We start from the raw sequence: 26,346 nt of genomic DNA, 5'->3' as shown, positions 1-26,346 counted from the left end.
TAAAACAATGAGTTACAAACCACTGAACAGAAGAGGTGGAAAATGTTAGATGCAATTTGCCAGCTCGCGCGCGAAGCGGGCGATGCCATTATGCAGGTCTACGATGGGCATAAGCCGATGGAAGTCACCAGCAAAGTGGATGACTCACCGGTGACGGCCGCCGATATTGCCGCACACGGGGTGATTGTGCGCGGTTTACAGGCGTTGACGCCGGACATTCCGGTGCTGTCAGAAGAAGATCCGCCCTCATGGGAAGTTCGCCAGACATGGGGGCGTTACTGGCTGGTGGATCCGCTGGACGGCACCAAAGAGTTCATCAAGCGTAACGGTGAGTTTACCGTCAATATCGCCCTGATTGAGAACGGAAAGCCGGTGCTTGGCGTGGTTTACGCGCCGGTGCTGAACGTGATGTATTCCGCCGCAGAAGGGAAGGCGTGGAAAGATGAGGCGGGGCATCATCAGCAGATTCAGGTACGCGATGCGCGTCCGCCGCTGGTGGTGGTGAGCCGCTCGCATGCGGACGATGAACTGAAAGAGTATTTACAGCATCTTGGTGAACACCAGACCACCGCCATTGGCTCTTCGCTGAAGTTTTGCCTGGTGGCAGAAGGCAAAGCGCAGCTTTACCCGCGCTTTGGGCCAACCAGCGTCTGGGACACCGCGGCAGGCCATGCGGTGGCGGTCGCCGCCGGGGCACATGTTCACGACTGGCAGGGGCGCACTCTGGATTACACCCCGCGTGAATCTTTTCTTAACCCCGGCTTTCGGGTCTCGCTTTACTGATTAAGCAGTTTGTGCAGCAGGTCGATGACTTGCTGCACCTCTTGCTGGCTCAGCCCGCCATCTTTTGCGTACTGTACGCGCCCGTCTTTATCCAGCACCACAATCGCCGAACTCTCCTCGTCCAGCTTCCAGGCTTTGCGCGTCACGCCTTCGCTATCCACAATAAATTGTGACCACGGATAGAGCTTCTTATTGCTTTCGATACTACTGCGCACAAACATCGCGCTGCCGGGAATGGCATCATCGGTGTTAACGATGGTGGTGGTTTGGTATTTATCGTGCGGCAGCTTTGCGGATTTGATCGCTTCAATCAGCGCGGCATTCTTCTCTTTTGCTGACGTTCGACCAGCAATATGCTGCACCACTCGCACTTTGCCTGGAAGTTGAGCGCTATTCCATTTTTTATAGCTAAACTGGTCGTTATCCAGTATCAACTCCCCTCTGTCGGCTATGCCCACAGGCGGCACGCGTTGGTTGTTTTCAAAATTATGGGCTGAAGCAACCAGCGGCAGTAACAGGCATGTCGCTGCCAGGATGTTACGTAGGGTCATGGCGTTTCCTTATTATCTCTTGTGTTTGTGCAGGTGATCCGACCACTTGGGCTCGCGTTTTAATCATAAATGCGATCAATGCGTTTTTCCCGCAATCTGGATGCCAGTTTGCGGGCGAACGCACATAACCGTGAAAAAATGTGGGCTTATACTGCGCAGAGTAAGGTGTTGAAAAGAATATTCTGAATAATTGTCATCAAAAGGTAAATAAAGTTATTCACACTATGTATGGGTTAGGTTCTGAACTATAGTCATTGAGCATTAAAATTTGCGCTCACCTACGTTGGTCCGATTGTGGAACCGCAAGAGCGTAATGTTTCACAGGAGATACAAGAATGAAAATTTTCCAGCGTTACAACCCACTTCAGGTGGCTAAGTACGTAAAAATCCTGTTTCGTGGACGGTTGTATATCAAGGACGTTGGCGCTTTCGAGTTCGATAAGGGCAAGATCCTGATCCCGAAAGTGAAAGACAAACAGCATCTGTCTGTCATGTCTGAAGTTAACCGTCAGGTGCTGCGTTTGCAGACCGAGATGGCTTAACAGCTGTGCTATGCAGTAGTTTAAATACGATAAAAAAACGGCCCCAAAGGGGCCGTTGACATTTCTGCGACAGATTACACCGCGCCTTTACCTTCGGCGTCCGGCAGCTTCGGCGTTAACACCGCCGCGCGGGTATCGATGCGGGTCACCAGCAGCTGATCGATGCGGTAGTTATCAATGTCCACCACCTCAAATTTGTAGCCGGAAAACTTCACCGCATCGGTGCGTTTCGGGATTTTACGCAGCATAAACATCATAAAGCCGCCGATGGTTTCGTAGTTACCGGACTGCGGGAATTCATCGATATCCAGTACGCGCATCACGTCATCAATCGGTGTGCCGCCGTCAATCAGCCACGAGTTTTCATCACGCGCGACGATCATCTCTTCCACCTGGCCGACCAGATCGCCCATCAGTGTCGTCATGACATCGTTAAGGGTGATAACGCCCACCACCAGCGCGTATTCGTTCATGATCACCGCGAAGTCTTCGCCTGCGGTTTTGAAACTTTCCAGCGCTTCAGAGAGCGTTAACGTATCCGGAACAATCAGCGTATTGCGGATCTGCACGCCGCTATTCAGCGCCATGCTCTGGTTTGCCAGCACGCGGTTGAGCAGATCTTTGGAATCGACATAGCCGACAATGTGGTCGATATCATCGTTACAGACCAGAAACTTCGAGTGCGGATGTTCCGACACTTTCTTTTTCAGGCTCTGCTCATCTTCGTGCAGATCGAACCAAATCACGTTTTCGCGCGAGGTCATCGACGATGGCACGGTGCGCGATTCCAGTTCAAACACGTTCTCAATCAGTTCGTGTTCCTGCTTACGCAACACCCCGGCTAACGCACCGGCTTCCACCACCGCGTAAATATCGTCAGAAGTGATGTCATCTTTACGCGCCATCGGCAGCTTGAAGATGCGGAAAATGACGTTGGCCAGGCCGTTGAAAAACCAGACCAGCGGGCGGAAAACAAATAAGCAGAAGCGCATCGGGTTGATGATACGCAAAGCCACGGCTTCAGGCGCAATCATACCGATGCGTTTCGGGGTGAGATCGGCAAACAGGATGAACAACCCGGTTACCAGCGAGAACGAAATAATAAAGCTGAGCTGTTCGGCCATTTCCGGCGAAACCACGTTGATCAACATGCTGTGAAAAACGGGAGAGAACGCCGCGTCGCCGACGATACCGCCAAGAATGGCGACGGCGTTCAGGCCGATTTGCACCACGGTAAAGAACGTGCCGGGCGTTTCCTGCATTTTCAGAATGCGTTGCGCGTTGATATTGCCTTCATCGGCCAGCAGTTTGAGCTTAATTTTTCGCGATGCGGCGAGTGAAATCTCAGACAACGAGAAAAACGCACTTACCGCGATCAGACAGAGTATGACTAAGATACTGTTTAACATAATTTATCCAGCTATTAACCGGATCCTCGGAAGGGGTTTTTGAATATCCATGTGGTAAACACTTATGAAAGCCGGCCCGAAGCGGTGGACCGGCAATTTCGAGGGGTAGTATAGCGTAAGCCTGTCGCAGGCTGCCAGAGGCTTAATTTGCGCCGTTTTTCGGCGATAAAACCCGTGATTTTTTAAGGGTTAAGCTGCGGTGGCAAACAAACACCAATACCGCCGATACCGCAGTAGCCGTGCGGGTTTTTATACAGATATTGCTGATGCTCATCTTCCGCGTAATAGAACGGTGTCGCAGGTTTGATTTCCGTGGTCACCTGGCGCGCGTCGCCTGCGCTGCGCATCGCTTGCTGGAAGCGCGCAAGGCTGGCTTGTGCGGCGTCGCTTTGCTCTGGCGTCAGCGGGTAAATCCCGGAACGGTACTGGGTGCCAGAATCATTACCCTGGCGCATGCCCTGCGCCGGATCGTGGTTTTCCCAGAAAACCTGCAGCAGTTTTTCATAACTCACCACGTTCGGGTCGTATACCACCCGCACCGCTTCCGCGTGGCCGGTCAGACCGGAGCAGACTTCGCGGTAGGTCGGGTTCGGCGTGTACCCGCCGGTGTAACCCGCGGCGGTGCTGTAAACACCGTCTAACTGCCAGAACAGGCGTTCCACGCCCCAGAAACAGCCCATGGCGAACAGGGCGACTTCCATCCCTTCCGGAACATGACTCATTGAATGCGCGTTAACAGCATGTAAACTGGCAACGGGCATCGGTGTATTGCGTCCGGGCAATGCATCTGATTGGGAAACAAGCTCTTTTTTATCGAACAGACTCACGGTGATACCTCCCGGAGGGGCTAATTGCGGTTAGGGTTGTGTTGCGGCCTGTGTTTTAACACAATAAACGCCATAAATCAGACTAGATTTAAACATAAGAAATTTTGGGGTAGTCGTCTGTTTTTCAACCTGTGTTAACGGGTTTTTATCGGCTTGTGTTCTGTCGTAAGGCAAAACCTGGCTCAGCGCGGAGCTGCGCTTACGTTTCCTTCCAGGGGTGGGAACAAGGATATTCAGGAGAGAACGTGCCAAAGATCCGTCTGTTATGTTTTGCCGCTTTACTGCTGGTGAGCGAAACGGCTTTCGCCGCCAATGTGCGATTGCAGCTGGAGGGGCTAACCGGGGAGCTGCAAAAAAACGTGCGCGCCCAGTTGTCCACCATTGAAAGTGATGAAGTGACCCCGGACCGCCGTTTTCAGGCGCGCGTGGATGACGCCATCCGCGAAGGGTTAAAAGCCTTAGGTTACTACGAACCCACCATCGATTTCGAACTGCGCCCGCCACCGGCGAAAGGGCGTCAGGTGCTGATTGCGCGCGTGCAGGCCGGTGAACCGGTGCGCATTGGCGGCAATAGCGTGATCCTGCGCGGTGGCGCGCGTACGGACCGCGATTATCTCGACTTACTCAAAAAACGCCCCGCTATCGGCACGGTGCTGCACCATAACGATTACGACAATTTCAAAAAATCGCTCACCAGCGTGGCGCTGCGTAAAGGCTACTTCGACAGTCAGTTTCTTAAAAGCCAGCTTGGTATTGCCCTTGAGCGCCGCCAGGCGTTCTGGGATATCGATTACGACAGCGGCCAGCGTTACCGCTTTGGTACGGTGACGTTTGAAGGCTCGCAAATCCGCGACGAATACCTGCAAAACCTGGTGCCTTTCCACAAAGGCGATTATTACCAGACGCAGGATCTGGCAGAGCTAAACCGCCGCCTGTCCGCCACCGGCTGGTTTAATTCGGTGGTGGTCGCGCCAGAGTTTGATAAAGCGCGTAAAACCAAAGTGTTGCCGCTTAAAGGCGTGGTATCGCCGCGCACGGAAAACACCATTGAAACCGGGGTGGGGTACTCGACCGACGTCGGGCCGCGCGTCAAAGCAACATGGAAAAAGCCGTGGATGAACTCCTACGGCCACAGCCTGACCACCAGCACCAGCATCTCCGCGCCGGAACAGCAGCTTGATTTCAGCTACAAGATGCCGCTGCTGAAAAACCCGCTTGAACAATATTACCTGGTGCAGGGCGGCTTTAAGCGTACCGATCTGAACGATACCGAAGCGGATTCCACCACGCTCGCGCTGTCGCGCTACTGGGATCTCTCCAGCGGCTGGCAGCGCGCTATTAACCTGCGCTGGAGCCTCGATCACTTTACCCAGGCGAACGTGACCAACACCACTATGCTGCTTTACCCTGGCGTGATGATCAGCCGTACCCGCTCGCGCGGCGGCCTGATGCCAACCTGGGGGGATTCGCAGCGCTACTCGGTGGATTACTCGAATACCGCTTGGGGATCGGATGTCGACTTCCTGGTATTACAGGCGCAAAACGTCTGGATCCGCACGCTTTACGATCGCCACCGCTTTGTCATGCGCGGCAATCTGGGCTGGATCGAAACCGGGGACTTTGAGCGCGTGCCGCCAGATCTGCGCTTCTTCGCCGGGGGCGATCGCAGTATTCGCGGCTACAAATACAAATCTATCGCGCCTAAAAATGATGACGGCAAGCTGATTGGTGCCTCCAAACTGGCGACCGGTTCACTGGAGTATCAGTACAACGTCACCGGCAAATGGTGGGGCGCGGCGTTTGTCGATAGCGGCGAAGCGGTGAGCGATATCCGCCGCAGTAATGTGAAAACCGGCGCGGGTGTTGGCGTGCGCTGGGAGTCGCCGGTCGGGCCTATCAAGCTCGATTTCGCCGTACCGGTCGGCGATAAAGAAGAACACGGATTACAGTTTTACATCGGGTTGGGGCCGGAATTATGAGTTTATGGAAGAAAATCAGCCTCGGCGTCCTGGTGTTTATCCTGCTGGTGCTGGGCACCGTGGTCTTTCTGGTGGGCACTACCAGCGGGCTGCATCTGTTATTTAACGCGGCCAACCGCTGGGTGCCGGGGCTGGAAATTAGCCAGGTGACTGGCGGCTGGCGCGATCTGACGTTAAAAAATATCCGTTTTACCCAGCCGGGCGTGGCGGTGAACGCGGGCGAAGTGCACCTGGCGGTGAAGCTCGGCTGCCTGCGCGACAGCAGCCTGTGCGTGAACGATCTGTCACTGAAAGATATCAATGTCGTTATCGACAGCAAAAAAATGCCGCCCGCCGCACCGGTAAAAGAGGAAGAGAGCGGGCCGCTGAACCTCTCCACGCCATACCCGATAACGCTAAGCCGGGTGGCGCTCAACAATGTCAATATCAAAATCGACGACACCACCGTCTCAGTGATGGATTTCAGCACCGGTCTGAACTGGCAGGAGAAAAACCTGACGCTGAAACCGACGTCGCTACAAGGGCTGCTGATTGCGCTGCCGAAAGTGGCCGATGTGGCGCAAAAAGAGGTCGTTGAACCGAAAATCCAGAACCCGCAGCCGCAGGAAAAACCGCTCGGCGAAACCCTAAAAGCGCTGTTTGAAAAGCCGCTGCTGCCGGAAATGACCGATGTTCACCTGCCGCTCAATCTCAACATTGAAGAGTTTCGTGGCGAACAACTGCGTCTTACCGGCGATACCGACATTCTGGTGCGCAGCCTGTTGCTGAAAGTAAGCAGTATCGACGGGCAGATGAAGCTTGACGCGCTGGATGTGGATTCTAATCAGGGCCAGGTGCGCGCCACCGGTAGCGCCCAGTTACGCGATACCTGGCCGGTGGATATTACGCTCAATACCACGCTGAATATTGATCCGCTGAAAGGCGAGAAAGTGAAACTGAAAGTCGGCGGCGAAATGCGTAAGCAACTCGAGGTTGGCGTCAATCTCTCCGGGCCGGTCGACATGGATCTGCGGGCGCAAACGCAACTGGCCGAAGCTGGTTTGCCGCTGGATCTGCAGATAACCAGCAAGCAGCTTTACTGGCCGTTTAGCGGGGAAAAACAGTACCAGGCTGATGACCTGAACCTGAAGCTTACCGGCAAAATGACCGACTATGTTTTGTCGTTTCGCACGGCGGTGAAAGGCCAGGATCTACCGCCTGCGACCATTACGCTTGATGGTAAGGGCAACGAACAGCAACTGAACCTCGATAAACTGGTTATTGCGGCGCTGGAAGGCAAAACCGAGTTAACAGCGCTGCTCGACTGGCAGCAAGCGATTAGCTGGCGCGGTGAATTAACGCTGAAAGATATCGATACCGCAAAAGCCTTCCCGGAGTGGCCATCGAAACTGAATGGCCTGATCAAAACGCGCGGCAGCCTGTATGGCGGCAGCTGGCAAATGGAGGTGCCGGAGCTGAAACTGAGCGGCAACGTGAAGCAGAACAAGGTCAACGTTGACGGGCAGCTAAAAGGCAACAGCTATTTGCAGTGGACGATCCCCGGCCTGCACCTGGAACTGGGAAAAAACAGCGCCGATATTAAAGGCGAACTGGGGGTTAAAGATCTCAACCTTGATGCCACGATTGATGCGCCGGGGTTGAATAACGCGCTGCCAGGTCTGGGCGGCACGGCGAAAGGGCTGGTGAAAATTCGCGGTACGGTGGATGCGCCGCAGGCGCTGGCGGATATTACCGCCAATAATCTGCGCTGGCAGGATCTTTCCGTGGCTCGCGTGCGCGTCGAAGGCGATGTGAAATCCAGCGACCAGATTGGTGGCAAACTGAACGTGCGCGTGGAACGCATTGCCCAGCCTGGCGTGAACCTGAGCCTGGTGACCCTGGCGGCGGACGGCAATGAGCAACAGCATAAACTCCAGTTGCGCGTGCAGGGCGAGCCGGTTTCCGGCCAGCTTAATCTGGCGGGCAGCTTTGACCGCCAGCAGCAGCGCTGGAAAGGGACACTGAGCGATACGCGCTTTGCCACGCCGGTTGGCCCGTGGTCGATTAACCGCCCGGTAACGCTGGATTACCGCAATCAGGAGCAGAAAATCGCTATCGGCCCGCACTGCTGGCTGAACCCGAACGCCGAACTCTGCATTCCGCAAACCATCGACGCAGGCGCAGAAGGGCGCGCGGTCGTGAACCTGAACCGCTTCGACCTGGCGATGCTGAAACCCTTTATGCCGGAAACCACGCAAGCAAGCGGCGTGTTCAGCGGTAAAGCGGATGTCAGCTGGGACACCACCAAAGCGGGGCTGCCACAAGGTGAAGTGACGCTCGCCGGGCGCGGTGTGAAAGTGACGCAGGTGGTAAACGACGCGCCGCTGCCGCTCGCGTTTGACACCCTCAATCTCAACGCAAAACTGCGCGATAACCGGGCCGATCTCGGCTGGTTGATCCGCCTGACCAATAACGGCCAGTTCGATGGCCAGGTGCAGGTCACCGATCCGCAAGGGCGGCGTAATCTGGGCGGCAACGTGAATATTCGCAACTTCTCGCTGGCGATGGCGAACGCCATTTTCAGCCGGGGCGAGAAAGCGGCAGGTACGTTGAATGCCAGTTTACGTCTTGGCGGCAACGTGCAAAGCCCGCAGCTGTTCGGGCAACTGGGGCTGAACGGGCTGGACATTGACGGCAACTTTATGCCGTTTGATATGCAGCCCAGCCAGCTGGCGATGAATTTCAACGGCATGAGTTCGACCTTGCAGGGCGTGGTGCGTACCGGGCAGGGGCAGATCAATCTGAGCGGTGATGCTGACTGGAGCCAAATCGATAACTGGCGCGCGCGCGTGGCGGCGAAAGGCAGCAAAGTGCGCATTACCGTGCCGCCGATGGTGCGCCTGGATGTCTCGCCGGATGTGGTATTTGAGGCGACGCCAAGCCTGTTTACGCTGGATGGCAACGTGGATGTGCCGTGGGCGCGCATTGTGGTGCATGACTTACCGGAAAGCGCGGTGGGTGTCTCCAGTGATGAAGTGATGCTGAATAACGACTTGCAGCCTGAGCAGCCAAAAAGCGCGTCGATTCCGATCAACAGCAACCTGACGGTGCATGTCGGCAACAACGTGCGGCTCAATGCATTTGGCCTGAAAGCGCGGCTGACGGGCGATCTGAAAGTCGCACAGGATAAGCAGGGGCTGGGCCTGAACGGGCAGATCAACATTCCGGAAGGGCGTTTCCATGCTTACGGCCAGGATTTGCTGGTGCGCAAAGGCGAGTTGCTGTTCTCCGGACCGCCAGATCAGCCGATGCTGAATATCGAAGCGATTCGTAACCCGGAATCGACAGAAAACGATGTGATTGCCGGGGTTCGCGTCACCGGCACCGCCGATGAGCCGAAAGCGGAGATTTTCTCCGATCCGGCGATGTCGCAACAAGAAGCGCTCTCGTACCTGCTGCGTGGTCAGGGGCTGGAGAGCGAACAGAGCGACAGTGCGGCGATGACATCGATGCTGATCGGCTTAGGGGTTGCACAAAGTGGGCAGGTTGTGGGTAAAATCGGCGAGACTTTTGGCGTCAGCAATCTGGCGCTGGACACCCAGGGCGTCGGCGACTCCTCGCAGGTGGTGGTCAGCGGCTATGTGCTACCGGGTCTACAAGTAAAATATGGTGTAGGAATTTTTGACTCACTGGCGACTCTCACGTTACGTTATCGCCTGATGCCTAAGCTGTATCTTGAAGCGGTGTCTGGCGTAGATCAGGCACTAGATTTGCTCTATCAGTTTGAGTTTTAGCAATGCGAATATTTGTCTACGGCAGTTTACGACGCAAGCAGGGCAACAGCCACTGGATGACCAATGCTCAGTGGCTGGGGGACTTTTGTGTCGAAAATCATCAGCTGTATAGTCTGGGGCACTATCCGGGCGCAGTAGCCGGTGAAGGAAGCGTCAAGGGCGAAGTTTATCGTATCGACGCAGCAACGCTCGGTGAGCTGGACGCTCTGCGCACCGCGGGCGGTGAATACAAACGCCAGTTGATCCAGACGCCTTATGGCAGCGCCTGGATGTATGTTTACCAGCGTTCGGTTGAGGGAAAAACCTTGATCGAGAGCGGTAACTGGCTCGACCGCGAGCAGTACCAGAAGTAATCACACTTAGAGAACCGCGCCGCTGGCGCGGTTTTTCTTTTCAGCCGAGTAAGGACGAGAAACATGTTACGTAAGACAGCCTGGGTAGTTGCCGCAGCGCTGCTGCTGGCGGGTCTCTTTAGTTTTGGTTACCTCACTTATTACCCTTTCCTCCACTTTTTCTGGGGGCGTGCCGGGCTGGTAACGACCTCTGTTTCCGCCGCTATGCTGGCGACGCTGATTAACGGTCTGCTGTTCGCTTTTTCTGGCTTGCTGATACTGCTTTTGATGCTACGACAAAATGCCCGGCAGCGTTTTTCCGCGCAGAAGATTGTGGTAAGAAGCCTGGCGGCGGCGCTGGGTAACGTGGCGCTGTTTAGCCTGTTTGTCGCCGGGCATAAATTCCTGCTGGCACCGCAAATACCGCCAGGTGTGAGCGTGAATATCACTCATGGCTATTTCCACCCGGAGCGGGTGCTGAGCACGGTTATTGTGCTGGCGTTCTCTGCCTGGCGGCATAAAACCCGGCCAGCGTAAGGTGGCCAACGCGCGTTCCGCTTAATCCGATCTCTGCCTGGCTCAGGCAGAGTCATTAAACCCGCAGCCCACAAAGCCTGGACGAAAAAAAGCCCCGGTCGCATTACGCGCACCGGGGCTTTTTTCACTAAAACGGATTACTTCTTCGCTGCGCGCTCGAAAGAGGCAACGATTTCAGCTTTCGCCGCTTCAGCGTTGTCCCAGCAGTCCACTTTCACCCATTTGCCTTTTTCGAGATCTTTGTAGTGCTCGAAGAAGTGGGTGATCTGCGCTTTCAGCAGTTCCGGCAGGTCGTTCACATCTTTAATGTGATCGTACTCTTTGCTCAGTTTGGTGTGCGGTACGGCAACCAGTTTGGCATCTTCACCGGATTCGTCGGTCATTTTCAGCACGCCAACCGGACGGCAGCGGATCACAGAACCAGGCTGCAGCGGGTACGGCGTCGGCACCAGCACGTCTACCGGGTCACCATCCAGCGAAAGGGTGTGGTTGATATAACCGTAGTTGCACGGATAGAACATCGCGGTGGACATGAAACGGTCAACGAACAGCGCGCCGCTCTCTTTGTCGACTTCGTATTTGATCGGGTCAGCGTTAGCCGGAATTTCGATAACAACGTAGATATCTTCTGGCAGATCTTTACCCGCCGGGACGTTCAGTAAGCTCATGTTTGTTTCCTTTAAAATGTGTGGCAAACAAGTGCCGGGTATTATAGCCAACTGGCGGTGAATGTCTTGGGCTGTTTTAACTTACTCACACTTTTTCAGACGCTTTCTGACACGCCATTTATGACCGTTTTATCCATAACCATAGCAGCATCATCAATAATTTTGTGTAACCGATTACAGCGAAATTTCGTTCTAATCCGTACGCAGTAAATTTCTGCAATTTCAATGGATAAATGAGGTGAATTAAAACCGCGCTTTTCGCGCGCCAGATCGCAACTGGTCATCAACAATTCATTCACTTTTCCGATTTGTGATGTAACGCATTCTGTTACATCCTCGATTGTCTATAGTTTTCCCGCAGGTGAAGTTGTAGCCAACAATAACCCTCGAGGATGCTCTTATGTGGAAGCGCTTACTTCTTGTCACAGCAGTTTCGGCAGCCATGTCGTCTATGGCAATGGCCGCCCCGTTAACCGTAGGATTTTCGCAGGTCGGATCTGAATCCGGCTGGCGAGCCGCTGAAACCAACGTCGCCAAAAGCGAAGCCAGCAAGCGCGGCATTACGCTGAAGATTGCTGACGCTCAGCAGAAGCAGGAAAACCAAATCAAAGCGGTGCGTTCGTTCATCGCCCAGGGCGTTGACGCCATCTTTATTGCGCCGGTGGTGGCAACAGGCTGGGAGCCGGTATTGAAAGAAGCCAAAGACGCCAAAATCCCGGTGTTCTTGCTCGACCGCTCCATCGATGTCAAAGACAAATCGCTCTACATGACCACGGTGACCGCCGACAACATTCTTGAAGGCAAGCTGATTGGTGACTGGCTGGTGAAAACGGTCGATGGCAAACCGTGTAACGTCGTTGAGCTGCAAGGCACCGTGGGTGCGAGCGTGGCGATCGATCGTAAGAAAGGGTTTGCCGAAGCCATTTCGAAAGCCTCTAACATCAAAATCATCCGTTCTCAGTCTGGCGACTTTACCCGCAGTAAAGGTAAAGAGGTGATGGAGAGCTTTATCAAGGCGGAAAACAACGGCAAAAACATCTGCATGGTTTACGCCCACAACGATGACATGGCGATCGGCGCTATTCAGGCCATCAAAGAAGCGGGTCTGAAACCGGGTAAAGACATTCTTACCGGTTCTATTGACGGTGTGCCGGATATCTACAAAGCGATGATCGACGGCGAAGCGAATGCCAGCGTTGAGCTGACGCCAAATATGGCAGGCCCGGCGTTCGACGCGCTGGAGAAATACAAAAAAGACGGCACCCTGCCGCCGAAGTTGACCATTACCAAATCGACGCTCTATCTGCCGGATACGGCGAAAGAGGAGTTAGAGAAAAAGAAAAACATGGGTTACTGAGTCGCAAAAACCCTCTCCCCGGCGGGGAGAGGGTAAATGTGTAAGGGGTCAACAATGAACGCGGAAGCACACCAGGAAATCCTGCGTACTGAAGGCTTAAGTAAATTTTTTCCCGGCGTAAAAGCGCTCGATAACGTGGATTTCAGCTTACGCCGCGGCGAAATCATGGCCCTGCTTGGGGAGAACGGCGCAGGAAAATCGACGCTGATTAAAGCGTTAACCGGCGTTTACCACGCCGATAAAGGGGCTATCTGGCTGGAAGGCCAGCAAATCAACCCGAAAAATACCGCCCACGCCCAGCAGCTTGGTATCGGGACGGTGTACCAGGAAGTCAACCTGCTGCCGAATATGTCGGTGGCGGATAATTTATTTATTGGTCGCGAACCCCGGCGTTTTGGTTTATTGCGTCGTAAAGAGATGGAAAAGCGCGCGACTGAACTGATGGAATCCTACGGCTTTTCACTGGATGTGCGCGAGCCGCTTAACCGCTATTCGGTGGCGATGCAGCAGATTGTGGCAATTTGCCGCGCTATCGATCTCTCCGCCAAGGTGCTGATCCTTGATGAACCTACCGCCAGCCTCGATACCCAGGAAGTGGAGATGCTGTTTACCCTGATGCGCCAGTTGCGCGATCAGGGCGTCAGCTTGATCTTCGTTACCCACTTTCTCGATCAGGTGTATGAAGTCAGCGACCGCATCACCGTGCTGCGTAACGGCGGTTTTGTCGGTTGCAAACCGACCAGTGAGTTGCCGCAAATCGAACTGGTCAAAATGATGCTGGGCCGTGAGCTGGAAAGCAACGCCCTGCAACGTGCCGGGCGCACGCTACTGAGTGAAAAACCGGTGGCGGCGTTCAATGGTTACGGCAAAAAAGGGGTGATCGCGCCGTTCGATCTCGAAGTGCGCCCCGGTGAGATTGTCGGTCTGGCCGGGTTGTTAGGCTCGGGTCGTACCGAAACCGCCGAAGTGATTTTTGGCATTAAACCCGCCGACAGCGGCAGCGCGACCATCAAAGGCAAGTCGCAATCTTTACGTTCGCCACACCAGGCTTCGTGTCTGGGCATCGGTTTTTGCCCGGAAGACCGTAAAACCGACGGCATTATCGCCGCCGCATCGGTGCGGGAAAACATTGTGCTGGCGTTGCAGGCGCAGCGCGGCTGGCTGCGGCCGATCCCGCGCAAAGAGCAGAACGCGATTGCCGAGCGTTTCATTCGCCAGCTTGGCATTCGCACACCGAGCGCCGAGCAGCCGATTGAATTTCTTTCCGGCGGCAACCAGCAGAAAGTGCTGCTTTCACGCTGGCTGCTGACGCGCCCGCAATTCCTGATCCTCGATGAGCCAACGCGCGGTATCGATGTGGGGGCGCATGCGGAGATCATTCGCCTGATCGAAACCCTCTGTGCCGATGGTCTCGCACTGCTGGTTATTTCGTCCGAACTGGAAGAGCTGGTCGGCTATGCGGATCGGGTGATTATCATGCGCGATCGTAAACAGGTGGCGGAGATCCCGCTCGCTGAGTTGTCCGTTCCGGCGATCATGAATGCCATTGCGGCGTAAGGAGTAGAGTGTGATGCCTCAATCACTTGGCCAAACGACGCCGCCAAAGCGCCGTTTTAACTGGCCGACCGGAACGCCGCAGTTGATAGCGCTGCTGCTGGTGTTGGTGGTGGATAGCCTGGTCGCGCCGCATTTTTATCAGGTGGTGTTACAGGATGGTCGCCTGTTCGGTAGCCCGATAGACATTCTTAACCGTGCCGCGCCGGTGGCGCTGCTGGCCATTGGTATGACGCTGGTGATTGCCACCGGCGGTATTGATCTGTCGGTCGGGGCGGTGATGGCGATTGCCGGCGCGACGGCGGCGTCGTTAACGGTCGCCGGACACAGCCTGACGGTGGTACTGCTGGCGGCGATCGGCACCGGTGTGCTGGCTGGTTTATGGAACGGCATTCTGGTGGCGATTTTGAAGATCCAGCCGTTTGTCGCCACGCTGATTTTGATGGTCGCCGGGCGCGGCGTCGCGCAGTTGATCACCTCCGGGCAGATTGTCACCTTTAACGCTCCGTCGCTGGCCTGGCTGGGCAGCGGTTCGCTGCTGCTGTTTCCCACCCCGGTGATTATCGCGCTGGTTACGCTGGTGCTGTTCTGGCTGTTCACGCGCAAAACCGCGCTCGGTATGTTCATTGAAGCGGTGGGCATCAACATTCGCGCAGCGAAAAACGCCGGTGTGAATACCCGTGTTGTGGTGATGCTGACCTATGTGCTGAGCGGCGTGTGCGCGGCGATAGCCGGGGTGATTGTCGCGGCGGATATTCGCGGTGCGGATGCCAACAACGCCGGGCTGTGGCTGGAGCTGGACGCGATCCTGGCGGTGGTGATCGGCGGCGGTTCGCTAATGGGCGGGCGCTTCAATCTTGTGCTGTCGGTGGTGGGTGCGCTGATTATTCAGGGTATGAACACCGGCATTTTGCTCTCCGGCTTCCAGCCGGAACTCAACCAGGTGGTGAAAGCGGTGGTGGTGATGTGCGTGCTGATTGTTCAGTCGCCGCGCTTTATCGCGCTGATTAAAGGAGTACGCGGTCATGATAAAACGTAATTTACCGCTGATGATAACGCTGGGCGTGTTCGTGCTCGGCTACCTCTACTGCCTGACGCAGTTTCCCGGTTTCGCGTCGACACGTGTGATTTGCAACATCCTGACGGATAACGCTTTCCTGGGGATTATTGCCGTTGGTATGACCTTCGTGATCCTCTCTGGCGGCATTGATTTGTCCGTCGGCTCGGTGATTGCCTTTACCGGGGTTTTTCTGGCGAAAGCCATTGGCGACTGGGGCATCTCGCCGCTGCTGGCGTTCCCGCTGATTCTGCTGATGGGCACTGCGTTTGGCGCGTTTATGGGGCTTATGATCGACGCGTTAAAAATCCCGGCGTTTATCATCACCCTCGCGGGGATGTTTTTCCTGCGCGGCGTCAGCTACCTGCTGTCGGAAGAATCGATTCCGATTAATCACCCGGTCTATGATTCGCTCTCCAGCCTGGCGTGGATGATCCCCGGCGGCGGACGTTTGAGCGCGATGGGGCTGCTGATGTTATTCGTGGTGGTGATCGGTATTTTCCTCGCACACCGCACCCGCTTTGGCAACGAAGTCTACGCGATTGGCGGCAATGCCACTTCCGCGAACCTGATGGGTATCTCAACGCGCAGTACCACCATTCGTATCTATATGCTCTCGACTGGTCTTGCGACACTGGCGGGGATTGTCTTCTCCATTTACACCCAGGCCGGTTACGCGCTGGCGGGCGTGGGGGTTGAACTGGATGCCATCGCCTCGGTGGTGATTGGCGGCACGTTGCTTAGCGGCGGCGTCGGCACAGTGTTAGGTACGCTTTTTGGCGTGGGTATTCAGGGACTTATCCAGACCTATATTAACTTCGACGGCACACTCAGTTCATGGTGGACCAAGATTGCCATTGGCATCCTGTTGTTTATTTTTATCGCGTTGCAACGTGGCTTAACGGTGCTGTGGGAGAACCGCCAAAGCTCACCTGTTACACGCGTTAGCACAACGGCAACAAAGTAATAACATATTGAAATGACTATTTTTCCCTAAAGTAATTCCGGTGGCGGTCGATAACTGACGAATCGGCTTAATTTACGCCAAAAAGTATCGCTGCTACCGGGATTCACATCATGCTTAAAACGCTTTCGATCCGTACTGGTTTACTTTCTTTGCTGGCTGTTATGACGTTTCTCCTGCTGCTGGTTAGCGGCATCGGAGTTTATGCACTCAATAAAAGTTCCTCATCGCTGGAGCGAATTAGCCAGCTTCAGGGCGAAAAGATGGCGCGCCTGAGCGAAGGCTACACGCTGATCCTGCGTGCGCGTAATGAAGCGGGTCAGGCCGTGCGCATGATGGAAGTTGGTTTGCTGGACGATGCCGCCAAATCGGTAAAGATGATCAATGGCGAAATTGAACACGGTGAGCAATCGCTTGCTGGTGTGATTAAGGCGGGCGTCGATGATGAACAAGGTGCTGCACTGCTGGCGGCGTTAGCGAAAAGCTACGGCGACTACGTCAATCAGGGCATTAAACCGATGCAGGATGCGCTCAACCAACAGAGCGCCGATGCCTATTACGATCTGCTGGAAAACAAACTTATCCCTATCTCCCGCCAGTTCGACAACGACATGCAGGCCTTCCAGAAATGGGGTGAAGTGCGCGGCAAAGCGGAAGTGAGCGCCGTTCAGAGCAGCAAAAACGGCGTTATGCTGCTGATTCTGGTGGTGGCGTTACTGGTGGCCGGGATCATCGTACTGGCCTGGCTGGCGCTGCGCCATTTACTGCTCAAGCCGCTGGATACGTCTATTCAGCAACTGGAACAGGTAGCGGCAGGGGATTTGACCTACCTGAAAACCGACGTCAGTAGCAAAGAATTTAACCGGCTGAACGCGGCCATCGAAGAGATGCGCCAGTCGCTGGTGGGTTCGGTCACCCGCGTGCGCGATGCCAGCTCGCAAATTGATACCGGCAGCCGTGAACTGGCGGCGGGCAACATCGATTTGTCTCAGCGTACGGAATCGACCGCCACATCGCTGGAGCAAACCGCGGCCAGCATGGAGCAGATCACCGCCACGGTGAAACTGAACGCCGACAACGCCGAACAGGCGCACAAACTGGCGAAGACGGTTTCCGATACCGCCGATCGCGGCAGCGAAATGGTCTGCTATGTAATTGAAAAAATGCGCGATATCTCCGCCAGTTCCGATCGCATCGCCGACATTCTTAGCGTGATTGACGCCATTGCTTTCCAGACCAATATTCTGGCGCTGAACGCCGCCGTTGAAGCGGCGCGCGCGGGTGAGCAGGGGCGTGGTTTTGCAGTCGTAGCCGGTGAAGTGCGTAACCTTGCCAGCCGCAGCGCCGAATCGGCGAAAGAGATCCGGGCGCTGATCAGCAGCTCGCAGGCGCAGGTCTCTGAAGGCAGCGATCTGGCGATGCAGGCCGGCGAAACGATGGACGAAATCGCCGAAGAAGTGTTGCGCATGACCAAACTGATGCGCGAAATCGCCAATGCGTCGCAGGAGCAGAGCCGCGGTATTGAGCAGGTGAATATCGCCGTCAGCCAGATGGATGAAACCGCGCAGCAAAACGCGGCGCTGGTACAGCAATCTTCTGCGGCGACCCGTTCGCTGGAAGAGCAGTCGCGCGAATTGTTGCAGGCAATGGCATCATTCCGTTTACAGACGCAGGGATAACGAAAGGCAACGACATGGGAATCTGTATTCAATGCGATAAGGAAGCGCTGAAAGAGAGTGATTTCTGCGCGGAGTGCGAGGCGCGCGAGTTTAAAAAAATTCGCGGCTGGCTGTTTGTTCCTGCTATTGGGCTGGTGCTGTCGCTGCTCAGCGTGATTGTCTCTTTCAGCGCGACGCTCAAAGTGGTGATGGAGCATTACAGCGTGCTCGTTGGTGGACAAAAAGGGATGCTCGTTTTCGAACTGGTATTCTACGGGGTAATGTTCGCCTACACGGTCTTCGTCGGGAGCCTGTTCTTTCGCAAGAAACGGCTGCTTCCGCGTTTTTACATTGGTTTTCTGCTGTTATGGATTGCCTTTCATGGCGTAGATGTATGGCTGGCGCATCAGGTGTTTGATGTGCCGTATGTCTACGATACCGTAAGCTCACTGCTTCGTAGCGTAATAAGCGCGGCGATTTGGATCCCCTATTTTGTAGTGTCCGAGCGCGTCAAACGCACCTTCGTACGCTAAAAAAAGCGCCACAATCGTGGCGCTTTTCTCGTTTTGGCCGGCTGATTACGCGTCCGGGAACTCACGCATATAGCGTTCTACGTCATCCACCATATGCTCGTTGCCGACAAAGAATGGACGACGCTGATGCAGGCTTTCCGGCTGGATATCCAGAATACGGTTTTTGCCGTCGCTGGCTTTGCCGCCCGCTTGTTCCGCGAGGAACGCCATCGGGTTGCATTCGTACAGCAGGCGTAGTTTCCCTTCCGGGTGGCTGGCGGTGCTTGGGTAGAGGTAAATCCCGCCTTTCAGCAGGTTACGGTGGAAATCCGCTACCAGCGAGCCGATGTAGCGCGTGGTGTAAGGGCGGTTGGTCGCTTTATCTTCTTCCTGGCAGAACTTCAGGTATTTCTTCACGCCCTGCGGGAATTTGATGTAGTTGCCTTCGTTAATGGAGTACGTGTTGCCACGATCCGGGAAGCGCATACGCTCCTGACACAGGCAGAACACGCCAAGTGACGGATCGTAAGTGAAGGCGTGTACGCCACAGCCGGTGGTGTAAACCAGCATGGTGGACGAACCGTAAACCACATAACCGGCGGCGACTTGTTTGTTGCCCGGTTGCAGGAAATCTTCCATGGTGACCGGCGTGCCGACTGGCGTTACGCGGCGATAGATGGAGAAAATTGTCCCGACGGAGACGTTAACGTCGATGTTGGAGGAACCATCCAGAGGATCCATCAGCACCACATATTTTGCGTGCTCGCAGCCTTCGAAAACGACGATCTCATCTTCTTCTTCAGAGGCGATGCCAGCCACGATATCGCGGGCGCGGAGTGCGGCTTTCAGTTTTTCGTTCGCGAACAGGTCGAGTTTTTGCTGCTGCTCGCCCTGCACGTTTTCAGCACCGCTTGCACCCAGGATATCGACCAGACCGGCCTTATTGATATCGCGATGAATGATCTTGGCGCCCAGTTTTATCGCCGACAGCAAAGCAGTCAGTTCACCCGTTGCATGCGAGAACTCATGCTGCTTTTCGACAATAAATTCACCTAACGTTTTCATAACACTTTCCCTGCATTTTTCATGATGGAGTAAAGCGATTGTAGCCTGTGGTTTTCAGGTTGCTGCTCACAGCAAGTTCCGGATAGTAAACAGCCGACGCCGTAACAGCCAGAGCTTTCGCAAACGAAAACGCGAAGGTCCTGTAACAATACTAACAAACATTCAAAAGCTCGCGCACAGGTGAATCGCGCCAGCTATATGCGGATTATCCTGAAATGCATTTCTCTGTGCGTAAACATATGAGTAAAATGTGCGCCAGTTTAAGAAAGGATAACGACGTATGCGCATTCATATATTGGGGATTTGTGGCACTTTCATGGGCGGGCTGGCAATGCTGGCTCGCTCGCTGGGACACCAGGTAACGGGCTCGGACGACAGTGTCTATCCGCCGATGAGCACGCTGCTTGAGAATCAAGGAATTGAACTGATTGAAGGTTATGACGCCAGCCAGCTCGATCCGGCGCCGGATTTGGTCATCATCGGCAACGTGATGAAGCGCGGTAATCCCTGTGTGGAAGCGGTGCTGGAAAAGAACATTCCGTTTATGTCGGGCCCGCAATGGCTCCATGACTTTGTGCTGCGCGACCGTTGGGTTGTCGCCATTGCCGGTACGCACGGTAAAACCACCACCGCTGGCATGGCGACCTGGATTCTGGAAGCCTGCGGTTACAAACCGGGCTTCGTGATTGGCGGCGTACCGGGCAATTTTGAGGTCTCTGCGCGTCTGGGTGAGAGCCCGTTCTTCGTGATTGAAGCCGATGAATATGACTGCGCCTTCTTCGACAAACGTTCCAAATTTGTCCATTACTGCCCGCGCACGCTGGTGCTCAATAATCTTGAGTTTGACCACGCGGATATTTTCGATGACCTGAAAGCGATTCAGAAACAGTTCCACCACCTGGTGCGCATCGTGCCGGGGCAGGGGAAAATTATCTGGCCGGAAAACGACATCAACCTGAAACAGACGATGGCGATGGGCTGCTGGAGCGAGCAGGAGCTGGTGGGCGAGCAGGGCCACTGGCAGGCGAAAAAACTGAATACTGATGCCTCCAGTTGGGAAGTGTGGCTGGATAACGAATGCGTAGGCCAGGTGAACTGGGGTCTGGTGGGCGAGCACAACATGCATAACGGCCTGATGGCGATTGCCGCTGCGCGTCATGTTGGTGTTGCACCGGCAGATGCGGCGAACGCGCTGGGCTCTTTCATCAATGCGCGCCGCCGTCTGGAGCTGCGTGGCGAAGCCAATGGCGTGACCGTGTATGACGATTTTGCCCATCACCCGACGGCAATCCTGGCAACCCTCGCGGCGCTGCGCGGGAAAGTGGGCGGCACCGCGAAAATTATCGCCGTGCTGGAGCCACGCTCGAACACTATGAAAATGGGCATCTGCAAAGCCGATCTGGCTCCGTCGCTGGGACGTGCCGACGAAGTGTACCTGCTGCAGCCGCCGCATATTCCCTGGCAGGTGGCGGAAGTGGCGGATGCCTGCGTACAGCCTGCGTACTGGAGTGCGGATGTAGATACGCTGGCGGAGATGATTGTCAAAAGCGCCCAGCCAGGCGATCACATTCTGGTGATGAGCAACGGCGGGTTTGGCGGTATCCACCAGAAACTGCTGGACGGGCTGGCGAAAAAAGCGCAACTCGCTGCTGAAAGCGCCTGATTGTATTAAGCCGAATAAAAACCGCGCCTGAAACCTGGCGCGGTTTTTTTATGCCTGCGCGTTACTCTTTCGCCATCGGCGTTTCAATCGACTGCGGGGTTTTGCTGCCCTGAATTTCCTGCACGCGTTTCTCTACTTCAGCCACCTGACCGCTGTTGTGCAGCAAGGTATAGGTTAAATCGAAGCGGGTGCTCTGGCCTGGTTGCAACTGTTTCACGCGTTTTTGTTCACGCTCAATGGTCACCGGGTAGGCGTAGCTGGTGCCCGGCTCGATACCGGTGACGTAGCCCTGTTTTTCCGTGTCGGTATTTTTCCACAGCGTCAGCACTGGCAACTGTTCAGTGTTATAGCTGATCGCCACGCCTTTATCTCCGGCCTTGTTGAGCAGTGCCGCGACAGTCTGTTTACTGGCGTCGGCCAGCGGCTTGATATTAAACACCATTTCGTCGAAGCCCTTGGTTGGCCCGGCGTAGGTTTGCCACTCTTTCAGCCCCTTTTTAGCGTAATCATTGAACGGGCTGACGTTTTCATACGGCGTAATAAAGCGCGCGCCCTGTTCAAGGATCGGTTTGCTGAAGTTGCTGTGGTAGATGATTTGGTAATCGTGCGGATAGTCAGCATGGTTGGTCAGCACGTCATGCAGGCTGAAACTGTTGCTGCCCGGAATGTAGCGCAACTCCATTTCCGTTTGCAGATCCGCTTTTTTGAAGGTGCTCTCTTTCACTAATCCGCGAATGCGAATTTCATAGGGTGCCGTTTCGCTAACATCGACGGAAACCTGCGAAGCGGGCGTGTTACCCACTTTGCCATGCAGGGTGTAAATCTGTCCGTCCGCCGTTACCGGATGGCCGGTCCACTCGTAACCGCAGCGCACCACCATCTCGTTGAAACCTTCCAGCCAGCCGAGTCCGTTGCGGCTTTCCAGATTGATGAATGCCGGGTTAACGACCTCTTTTACCGGTGAATTCCAGCCCATATGCACGCCAAAACCGTCTGCATAGAGTAAATTCATCCCGCGCGTCGGGCTCAGTGCGATAGTCAGGCCGTTTTTACTGCTCAGTTTGATAACTTTGCTGCCCTCTTGTTTGCCACCATGCAGTACCACCTGCTCAATGCTGAACTGCTGATCTTTGATGTTCAGCTGATCGCTGCTGATGCGCCAGTTTCCCTGCTCAATGCCGCCTTCAGCACTTGTCAGCACCCAGGTTTTCGCCATTAACGGAGCAGATACAAGCAGGGCAAGTGCGGAAAGCATTACGGTTTTTTTCATCATTTCGTCCTTTTTAGCTGAATCGATTATTTGCACCACGGCTGAAATCTACGTTTTGCGCAGAGGAGAAAATGTGATCCGTTTCATTTGGTGAAAATGAGCGAGGATGAGAATGAAAATAGCTGGTATTGATCGCATTTATCTATGAAATGAAAGATATATGCGTGATAAATATGTGATAGAGAACGTTTTTAGCTTTAACGATTCAGCTAAATTTTGATCGCGTTCAGAAGGGAATAAATGAAACAGGAAAAGGGAAGCGGGAAAAGCCCTCTCCCCCAGGAGAGGGATAATGCAGAAAGGTTATTGCTCGCTGGTTTCAGCCAGTTCACGCAGATACTGGAAGATTAAACGCGCGGATTTCGGCGGTTTGTTCCCTTCTTTCTCTTTTTTCGCATTACGGATCAGCGAACGTAACTGCTGGCGGTCAGCATCCGGCCACAGATTCAGCACCTCTGGCACCGCATCATCACCCTCTTCAATCAGACGATCGCGGATCTGCTCCAGCTTGTGGAAAAAGGCAACTTGCTGGTTGTGGCGGTTTTTCAGCTTATCCAGCGCCTGGCGAATCGGATCGACATCGCGCTGACGCAGCATTTTACCGATCAACTGCAACTGACGGCGGCGACCCTCTTTCTTAATGCGCTGCGCCAGCTCAATAGCGTCGCGCAGATCCTGGTCGAGCGGGAGTTTATCCAGCGCGTTTTTACCAAGATCGACCATTTCCGCGCCGAGCTGCTTTAACTCTTCAGCATCGCGCTTAATTTCACTCTTACTGACCCAGATGATCTCGTCATCTTCGTCTTCAATATCATCACCGGGCACGTCGTCGAGCCAGTCGTCGGGCTGCTTTGTCATCTCAGGCTCCTTAAAAAAAGAGGCTAATGTTACCAGTTAAGGCGCGCACTGAAAAAGGGTTCTCTGTTAGACTTCAAAGAATCTCTCCCTTAATTATGGCATTGGCAATGAAAGTAATCACACAAGTTGCACAACAACGCAAAACGCTGGAAGAGGCGGTTTCCACAGCGCTGGAATTAGCTGCCGGAAAAGCGGACGGTGCGGAAGTGGCTGTCAGCAAAACCACCGGGATCGGCGTGAGCACGCGCTACGGCGAAGTGGAGAATGTCGAATTTAACAGCGATGGCGCGCTGGGAATAACCGTTTATCACCAGAACCGTAAAGGCAGCGCCTCGTCAACCGATCTCAGCCCGGACGCGATTGCCCGCACCGTACAGGCGGCGCTCGATATCGCGCGTTACACTTCGCCGGATCCTTACGCGGGCGTGGCAGATAAAGAGCTGCTGGCGTTTGAGGCACCGGATCTTGACCTGTTCCACCCGGCGGAAGTGACGCCGGATGAAGCCATCGAATGGGCCGCGCGCGCCGAACAGGCGGCGCTGAAAGCGGATAAACGCATTAATAATACCGAAGGCGGCAGCTTCAATAGCCATTACGGCATTAAAGTCTTCGGTAACAGCCACGGCATGCTGCAAAGCTACTGTTCCACGCGCCACTCGCTGTCGAGCTGCGTGATTGCCGAAGAGAATGGCGACATGGAGCGCGATTACGCGTACACCATCAGCCGTGATATTAACGAACTGCAAACGCCGGAGTGGGTGGGCGAAGAGTGTGCGCGTCGCACGTTGTCCCGCCTGTCGCCGCGCAAGCTGTCGACCATGAAAGCGCCGGTCATTTTCGGCCACGAAGTAGCGACCGGCCTGTTTGGTCACCTGGTCGGCGCGATTGCCGGTGGTTCTGTCTACCGCAAATCGACGTTCCTGCTGGACTATCTTGGCAAGCAGATCCTGCCAGAGTGGCTGACTATTGAAGAACATCCGCACCTGCTTAAAGGGCTGGCATCTTCACCGTTCGACAGCGAAGGCGTGCGTACCGAACGCCGCGATATCGTGAAAGATGGCGTACTGATGCAGTGGCTGCTGACCAATTATTCCGCGCGTAAGCTGGGACTGAAAAGCACCGGACATGCAGGCGGTATCCATAACTGGCGCATTGCCGGACGCGGCTTGAGCTTCGAACAAATGCTAAAAGAGATGGGCACCGGGCTTGTTGTCACCGAGCTGATGGGCCAGGGCGTGAGCGGCATTACCGGTGATTATTCGCGCGGTGCGTCCGGTTTTTGGGTAGAAAATGGTGAAATCCAGTACCCGGTGAGCGAAATTACCATTGCAGGAAATTTGAAAGATATGTGGCGTAATATCGTTACCGTTGGTGACGATATCGAACACCGTAGCAATATTCAGTGTGGTTCAGTGTTACTCCCGGAGATGAAAATCGCCGGACAATAACTCCGTGGCGCACAGAGTTGCGCCTTTAGCGTGAATAATAAAAAAAGGAAGTGAGCAATGCGTAAAAACCTGTTAGCGATCCTTGCTGTGTCATCGTTGTTTGTTGGATCGTCGGTGTTCGCCGCCGATCTCGAAGATGATATGGGCACCCTGAATGACAATCTGAAAGTGGTGCAGAAAACCAGCGACGCTGGCGAGATGAAAGATGCATTAACCAAAATGCGTACCGCTGCGCTGGATGCACAAAAAGCGACGCCGCCGAAACTGGAAGGTAAAGCGGCAGATAGCGCGGAGATGAAAGATTATCGTCACGGCTTTGATGTGCTGGTCGGGCAGATTGACGGCGCGCTGAAACTGGCTAACGAAGGCAAAGTGAAAGAGGCGCAGGACGCCGCCAAAGGGTTCATTGATACCCGCAATACGTATCACAAGAAATACCGTTAATTCGGTATCTGGTTAAACGAAGCGGGGCAATCGCCCCGCTTTTTACTTCAGCTTCTCGACCGGAATTTCCGGTGTCCGCTTTTTATTATGTGCTTCCCTGGTGCTGTTTCATTTTTAAAACGCGTTATGTCAGGGGATCAAAATCACCTTCCCGCTAAACTCTCTGTTTTCCAGCAAATCATGCGCCTCTTTACCCTGATAGAGCGGAAAAGATGTCACCTCCGGCAATTTAATATGCCCTGCTTCCAGCAGCGCAAACAGGCGATCGGCGCGACGCTGCCGTTCTTGCTGCGAGGTCAGATAAGTCCACAGATCGGCACCGATAACGCCGGTGGAACGCAACAAAAACTGCGCCGGATCCGGCGTAGGGATCGTACCGCCGGACATACCGAACAGCACAACGCGCCCGCCATCTTTCAGGCTGTCCAGGCTTTGTTGCAGCGTGCTGCCAACCGAATCAAACACGATATCGCAACCCGGCGTATGCCAGGCGCGAACCTGTTCAGGCCATGAGTCGTAATCGGCGGCGGCGTCTGCGCCGTTACGCAGGCAGAGGCGTTGCTTGGCCTGGTTTGAAGCCACGGCGAACACCTGCACCCCCCGGTGTACCAGCATTTGCGTCAGCAGGCTGCCCACGCCGCCAGCGGCGGCCAGCACGGCGACACGCATGCCGGGTAGCACCGGTAACACATCATGCACCAGATAATCTGCGGTTAAGCCTTGCAACAGAATCGACGCGGCCTGCGCTTCAGAAAGCCAGTCGGGAAGGCGAATGGCGTTTTCCTGCGCCACCACAATATGGCTGGCGTGCGCCAGCGGCACATCGGCAAAACCCACGCGATCGCCCGGCTGCCAGCCGCTTACCCCGCTTCCCACGGCAATCACCTGACCGGCGCCTTCATATCCGGCAACCCAGGGGGCACTTCCTGCCAGCGGGTAACGCCCCTGGCGGCGATAAATATCCGCAAAATTCAGCCCGGCGGCAGACACGTCAACCAGCAACTCACCCGCGCTGGGCTGCGGCGTAGGGTGATTGTGCAGGTACAGCACATCCGATGCGCCAAATTCATTGAAAACCAGCGATTGCATCATTAA

The 26,346-nt window shown here is 54.8% G+C and carries 23 protein-coding genes; 15 read left to right on the top strand and 8 right to left on the bottom strand.

Annotation, left to right across the window (positions count from 1 at the left end; genetic code table 11):
* Positions 1-42: 42 nt before the first annotated feature.
* Entirely contained in the window at positions 43-783 is a 741-nt protein-coding gene (cysQ, locus tag AAIG26_RS18330; protein ID WP_045513692.1) for a 3'(2'),5'-bisphosphate nucleotidase CysQ, read from the top strand.
* Here cysQ and AAIG26_RS18325 read toward each other — a convergent pair.
* Positions 777-1,334, bottom strand: a complete 558-nt coding sequence (locus tag AAIG26_RS18325; RefSeq protein WP_343181182.1) for a YtfJ family protein — start codon at positions 1,332-1,334, stop codon at positions 777-779. The genes cysQ and AAIG26_RS18325 overlap by 7 nt on opposite strands.
* 335 nt (positions 1,335-1,669) lie before the next feature.
* On the opposite strand from AAIG26_RS18325, the gene AAIG26_RS18320 reads away from it, so the two are divergent.
* Positions 1,670-1,876, top strand: a complete 207-nt coding sequence (locus tag AAIG26_RS18320) for a DUF1107 domain-containing protein (protein WP_004857160.1) — start codon at positions 1,670-1,672, stop codon at positions 1,874-1,876.
* 74 nt (positions 1,877-1,950) lie between these two features.
* Here AAIG26_RS18320 and AAIG26_RS18315 read toward each other — a convergent pair whose 3' ends face one another.
* The gene (locus tag AAIG26_RS18315) at positions 1,951-3,285 is read right to left on the bottom strand and encodes a hemolysin family protein (protein WP_343181181.1); all 1,335 of its coding nucleotides are present in this window, start codon (positions 3,283-3,285) and stop codon (positions 1,951-1,953) included.
* A gap of 182 nt (positions 3,286-3,467) precedes the next feature.
* Positions 3,468-4,112: a peptide-methionine (S)-S-oxide reductase MsrA gene (gene msrA, locus AAIG26_RS18310; protein ID WP_343181180.1), complete on the bottom strand. Its 645-nt coding sequence runs from the start codon at positions 4,110-4,112 to the stop codon at positions 3,468-3,470.
* Between the two features lie 245 nt (positions 4,113-4,357).
* Between msrA and tamA the strand changes: the two genes are divergently transcribed.
* The 4 genes from tamA (at position 4,358) to AAIG26_RS18290 (ending at position 10,733) form a co-directional block, all read left to right on the top strand.
* On the top strand, positions 4,358-6,091 hold the full coding sequence (gene tamA / locus AAIG26_RS18305; protein WP_045513686.1) for an autotransporter assembly complex protein TamA: 1,734 nt from the start codon (positions 4,358-4,360) through the stop codon (positions 6,089-6,091).
* A complete protein-coding gene (gene tamB, locus AAIG26_RS18300; RefSeq protein ID WP_343181179.1) occupies positions 6,088-9,864 on the top strand; it encodes an autotransporter assembly complex protein TamB in 3,777 nt (1,258 codons plus the stop codon). The genes tamA and tamB overlap by 4 nt, the downstream gene beginning before the upstream one ends.
* Before the next feature lie 2 nt (positions 9,865-9,866).
* On the top strand, positions 9,867-10,217 hold the full coding sequence (locus tag AAIG26_RS18295) for a gamma-glutamylcyclotransferase (RefSeq protein ID WP_020456270.1): 351 nt from the start codon (positions 9,867-9,869) through the stop codon (positions 10,215-10,217).
* Between the two features lie 63 nt (positions 10,218-10,280).
* Positions 10,281-10,733, top strand: a complete 453-nt coding sequence (locus tag AAIG26_RS18290; RefSeq protein ID WP_097406624.1) for a hypothetical protein — start codon at positions 10,281-10,283, stop codon at positions 10,731-10,733.
* A 137-nt stretch (positions 10,734-10,870) separates the two neighbouring features.
* Here the strand turns inward: AAIG26_RS18290 and ppa are convergent, their stop codons facing one another.
* Positions 10,871-11,401, bottom strand: a complete 531-nt coding sequence (gene ppa / locus AAIG26_RS18285; RefSeq protein ID WP_343181176.1) for an inorganic diphosphatase — start codon at positions 11,399-11,401, stop codon at positions 10,871-10,873.
* 400 nt (positions 11,402-11,801) lie between these two features.
* Between ppa and ytfQ the strand changes: the two genes are divergently transcribed.
* From ytfQ to AAIG26_RS18255, 6 genes are all read left to right on the top strand, one after another.
* Entirely contained in the window at positions 11,802-12,758 is a 957-nt protein-coding gene (ytfQ, locus tag AAIG26_RS18280) for a galactofuranose ABC transporter substrate-binding protein YtfQ (RefSeq protein ID WP_044489552.1), read from the top strand.
* Positions 12,759-12,812: 54 nt separating this feature from the next.
* A complete protein-coding gene (gene ytfR, locus AAIG26_RS18275; RefSeq protein WP_020456275.1) occupies positions 12,813-14,315 on the top strand; it encodes a galactofuranose ABC transporter, ATP-binding protein YtfR in 1,503 nt (500 codons plus the stop codon).
* A 10-nt stretch (positions 14,316-14,325) separates the two neighbouring features.
* Positions 14,326-15,351, top strand: a complete 1,026-nt coding sequence (gene ytfT / locus AAIG26_RS18270; RefSeq protein WP_161796292.1) for a galactofuranose ABC transporter, ATP-binding protein YtfT — start codon at positions 14,326-14,328, stop codon at positions 15,349-15,351.
* Positions 15,338-16,336: a galactofuranose ABC transporter, permease protein YjfF gene (gene yjfF, locus AAIG26_RS18265; RefSeq protein WP_045514226.1), complete on the top strand. Its 999-nt coding sequence runs from the start codon at positions 15,338-15,340 to the stop codon at positions 16,334-16,336. Before ytfT ends, yjfF begins: the two co-directional genes overlap by 14 nt.
* Positions 16,337-16,446: 110 nt before the next feature.
* A complete protein-coding gene (locus AAIG26_RS18260; protein WP_045514228.1) occupies positions 16,447-18,012 on the top strand; it encodes a methyl-accepting chemotaxis protein in 1,566 nt (521 codons plus the stop codon).
* A gap of 14 nt (positions 18,013-18,026) precedes the next feature.
* Entirely contained in the window at positions 18,027-18,524 is a 498-nt protein-coding gene (locus AAIG26_RS18255; RefSeq protein WP_322554315.1) for a DUF2569 domain-containing protein, read from the top strand.
* Between the two features lie 45 nt (positions 18,525-18,569).
* Here the strand turns inward: AAIG26_RS18255 and fbp are convergent, their stop codons facing one another.
* Complete coding sequence (fbp, locus tag AAIG26_RS18250; protein ID WP_020456280.1) at positions 18,570-19,568, bottom strand: class 1 fructose-bisphosphatase; 999 nt, start codon at positions 19,566-19,568, stop codon at positions 18,570-18,572.
* Between the two features lie 280 nt (positions 19,569-19,848).
* Between fbp and mpl the strand changes: the two genes are divergently transcribed.
* A complete protein-coding gene (gene mpl / locus AAIG26_RS18245; RefSeq protein ID WP_343181175.1) occupies positions 19,849-21,231 on the top strand; it encodes a UDP-N-acetylmuramate:L-alanyl-gamma-D-glutamyl-meso-diaminopimelate ligase in 1,383 nt (460 codons plus the stop codon).
* A gap of 61 nt (positions 21,232-21,292) precedes the next feature.
* Here mpl and AAIG26_RS18240 read toward each other — a convergent pair whose 3' ends face one another.
* Both AAIG26_RS18240 and yjgA read right to left on the bottom strand, forming a co-directional pair.
* Positions 21,293-22,501: an aldose 1-epimerase family protein gene (locus AAIG26_RS18240; RefSeq protein ID WP_343181268.1), complete on the bottom strand. Its 1,209-nt coding sequence runs from the start codon at positions 22,499-22,501 to the stop codon at positions 21,293-21,295.
* Positions 22,502-22,804: 303 nt separating this feature from the next.
* On the bottom strand, positions 22,805-23,359 hold the full coding sequence (gene yjgA, locus AAIG26_RS18235; protein ID WP_017459116.1) for a ribosome biogenesis factor YjgA: 555 nt from the start codon (positions 23,357-23,359) through the stop codon (positions 22,805-22,807).
* Between the two features lie 95 nt (positions 23,360-23,454).
* Here yjgA and pmbA point away from each other — a divergent pair, with 95 nt between their 5' ends.
* Complete coding sequence (gene pmbA, locus AAIG26_RS18230) at positions 23,455-24,807, top strand: metalloprotease PmbA (RefSeq protein ID WP_343181174.1); 1,353 nt, start codon at positions 23,455-23,457, stop codon at positions 24,805-24,807.
* A 57-nt stretch (positions 24,808-24,864) separates the two neighbouring features.
* Positions 24,865-25,251, top strand: coding sequence for a cytochrome b562 (cybC, locus tag AAIG26_RS18225; protein WP_020456284.1), 387 nt, complete (start codon positions 24,865-24,867; stop codon positions 25,249-25,251).
* 129 nt (positions 25,252-25,380) lie between these two features.
* On the opposite strand, the gene AAIG26_RS18220 is transcribed toward cybC, so the two are convergent.
* Positions 25,381-26,343: a quinone oxidoreductase gene (locus tag AAIG26_RS18220; protein ID WP_343181173.1), complete on the bottom strand. Its 963-nt coding sequence runs from the start codon at positions 26,341-26,343 to the stop codon at positions 25,381-25,383.
* Positions 26,344-26,346: the final 3 nt, after the last annotated feature.

It is taken from the genome of Kosakonia sp. PSU_27, assembly GCF_039409795.1.
Lineage (GTDB): Bacteria > Pseudomonadota > Gammaproteobacteria > Enterobacterales > Enterobacteriaceae > Kosakonia.
This window is presented reverse-complemented; position numbering and strand designations above follow the sequence as displayed.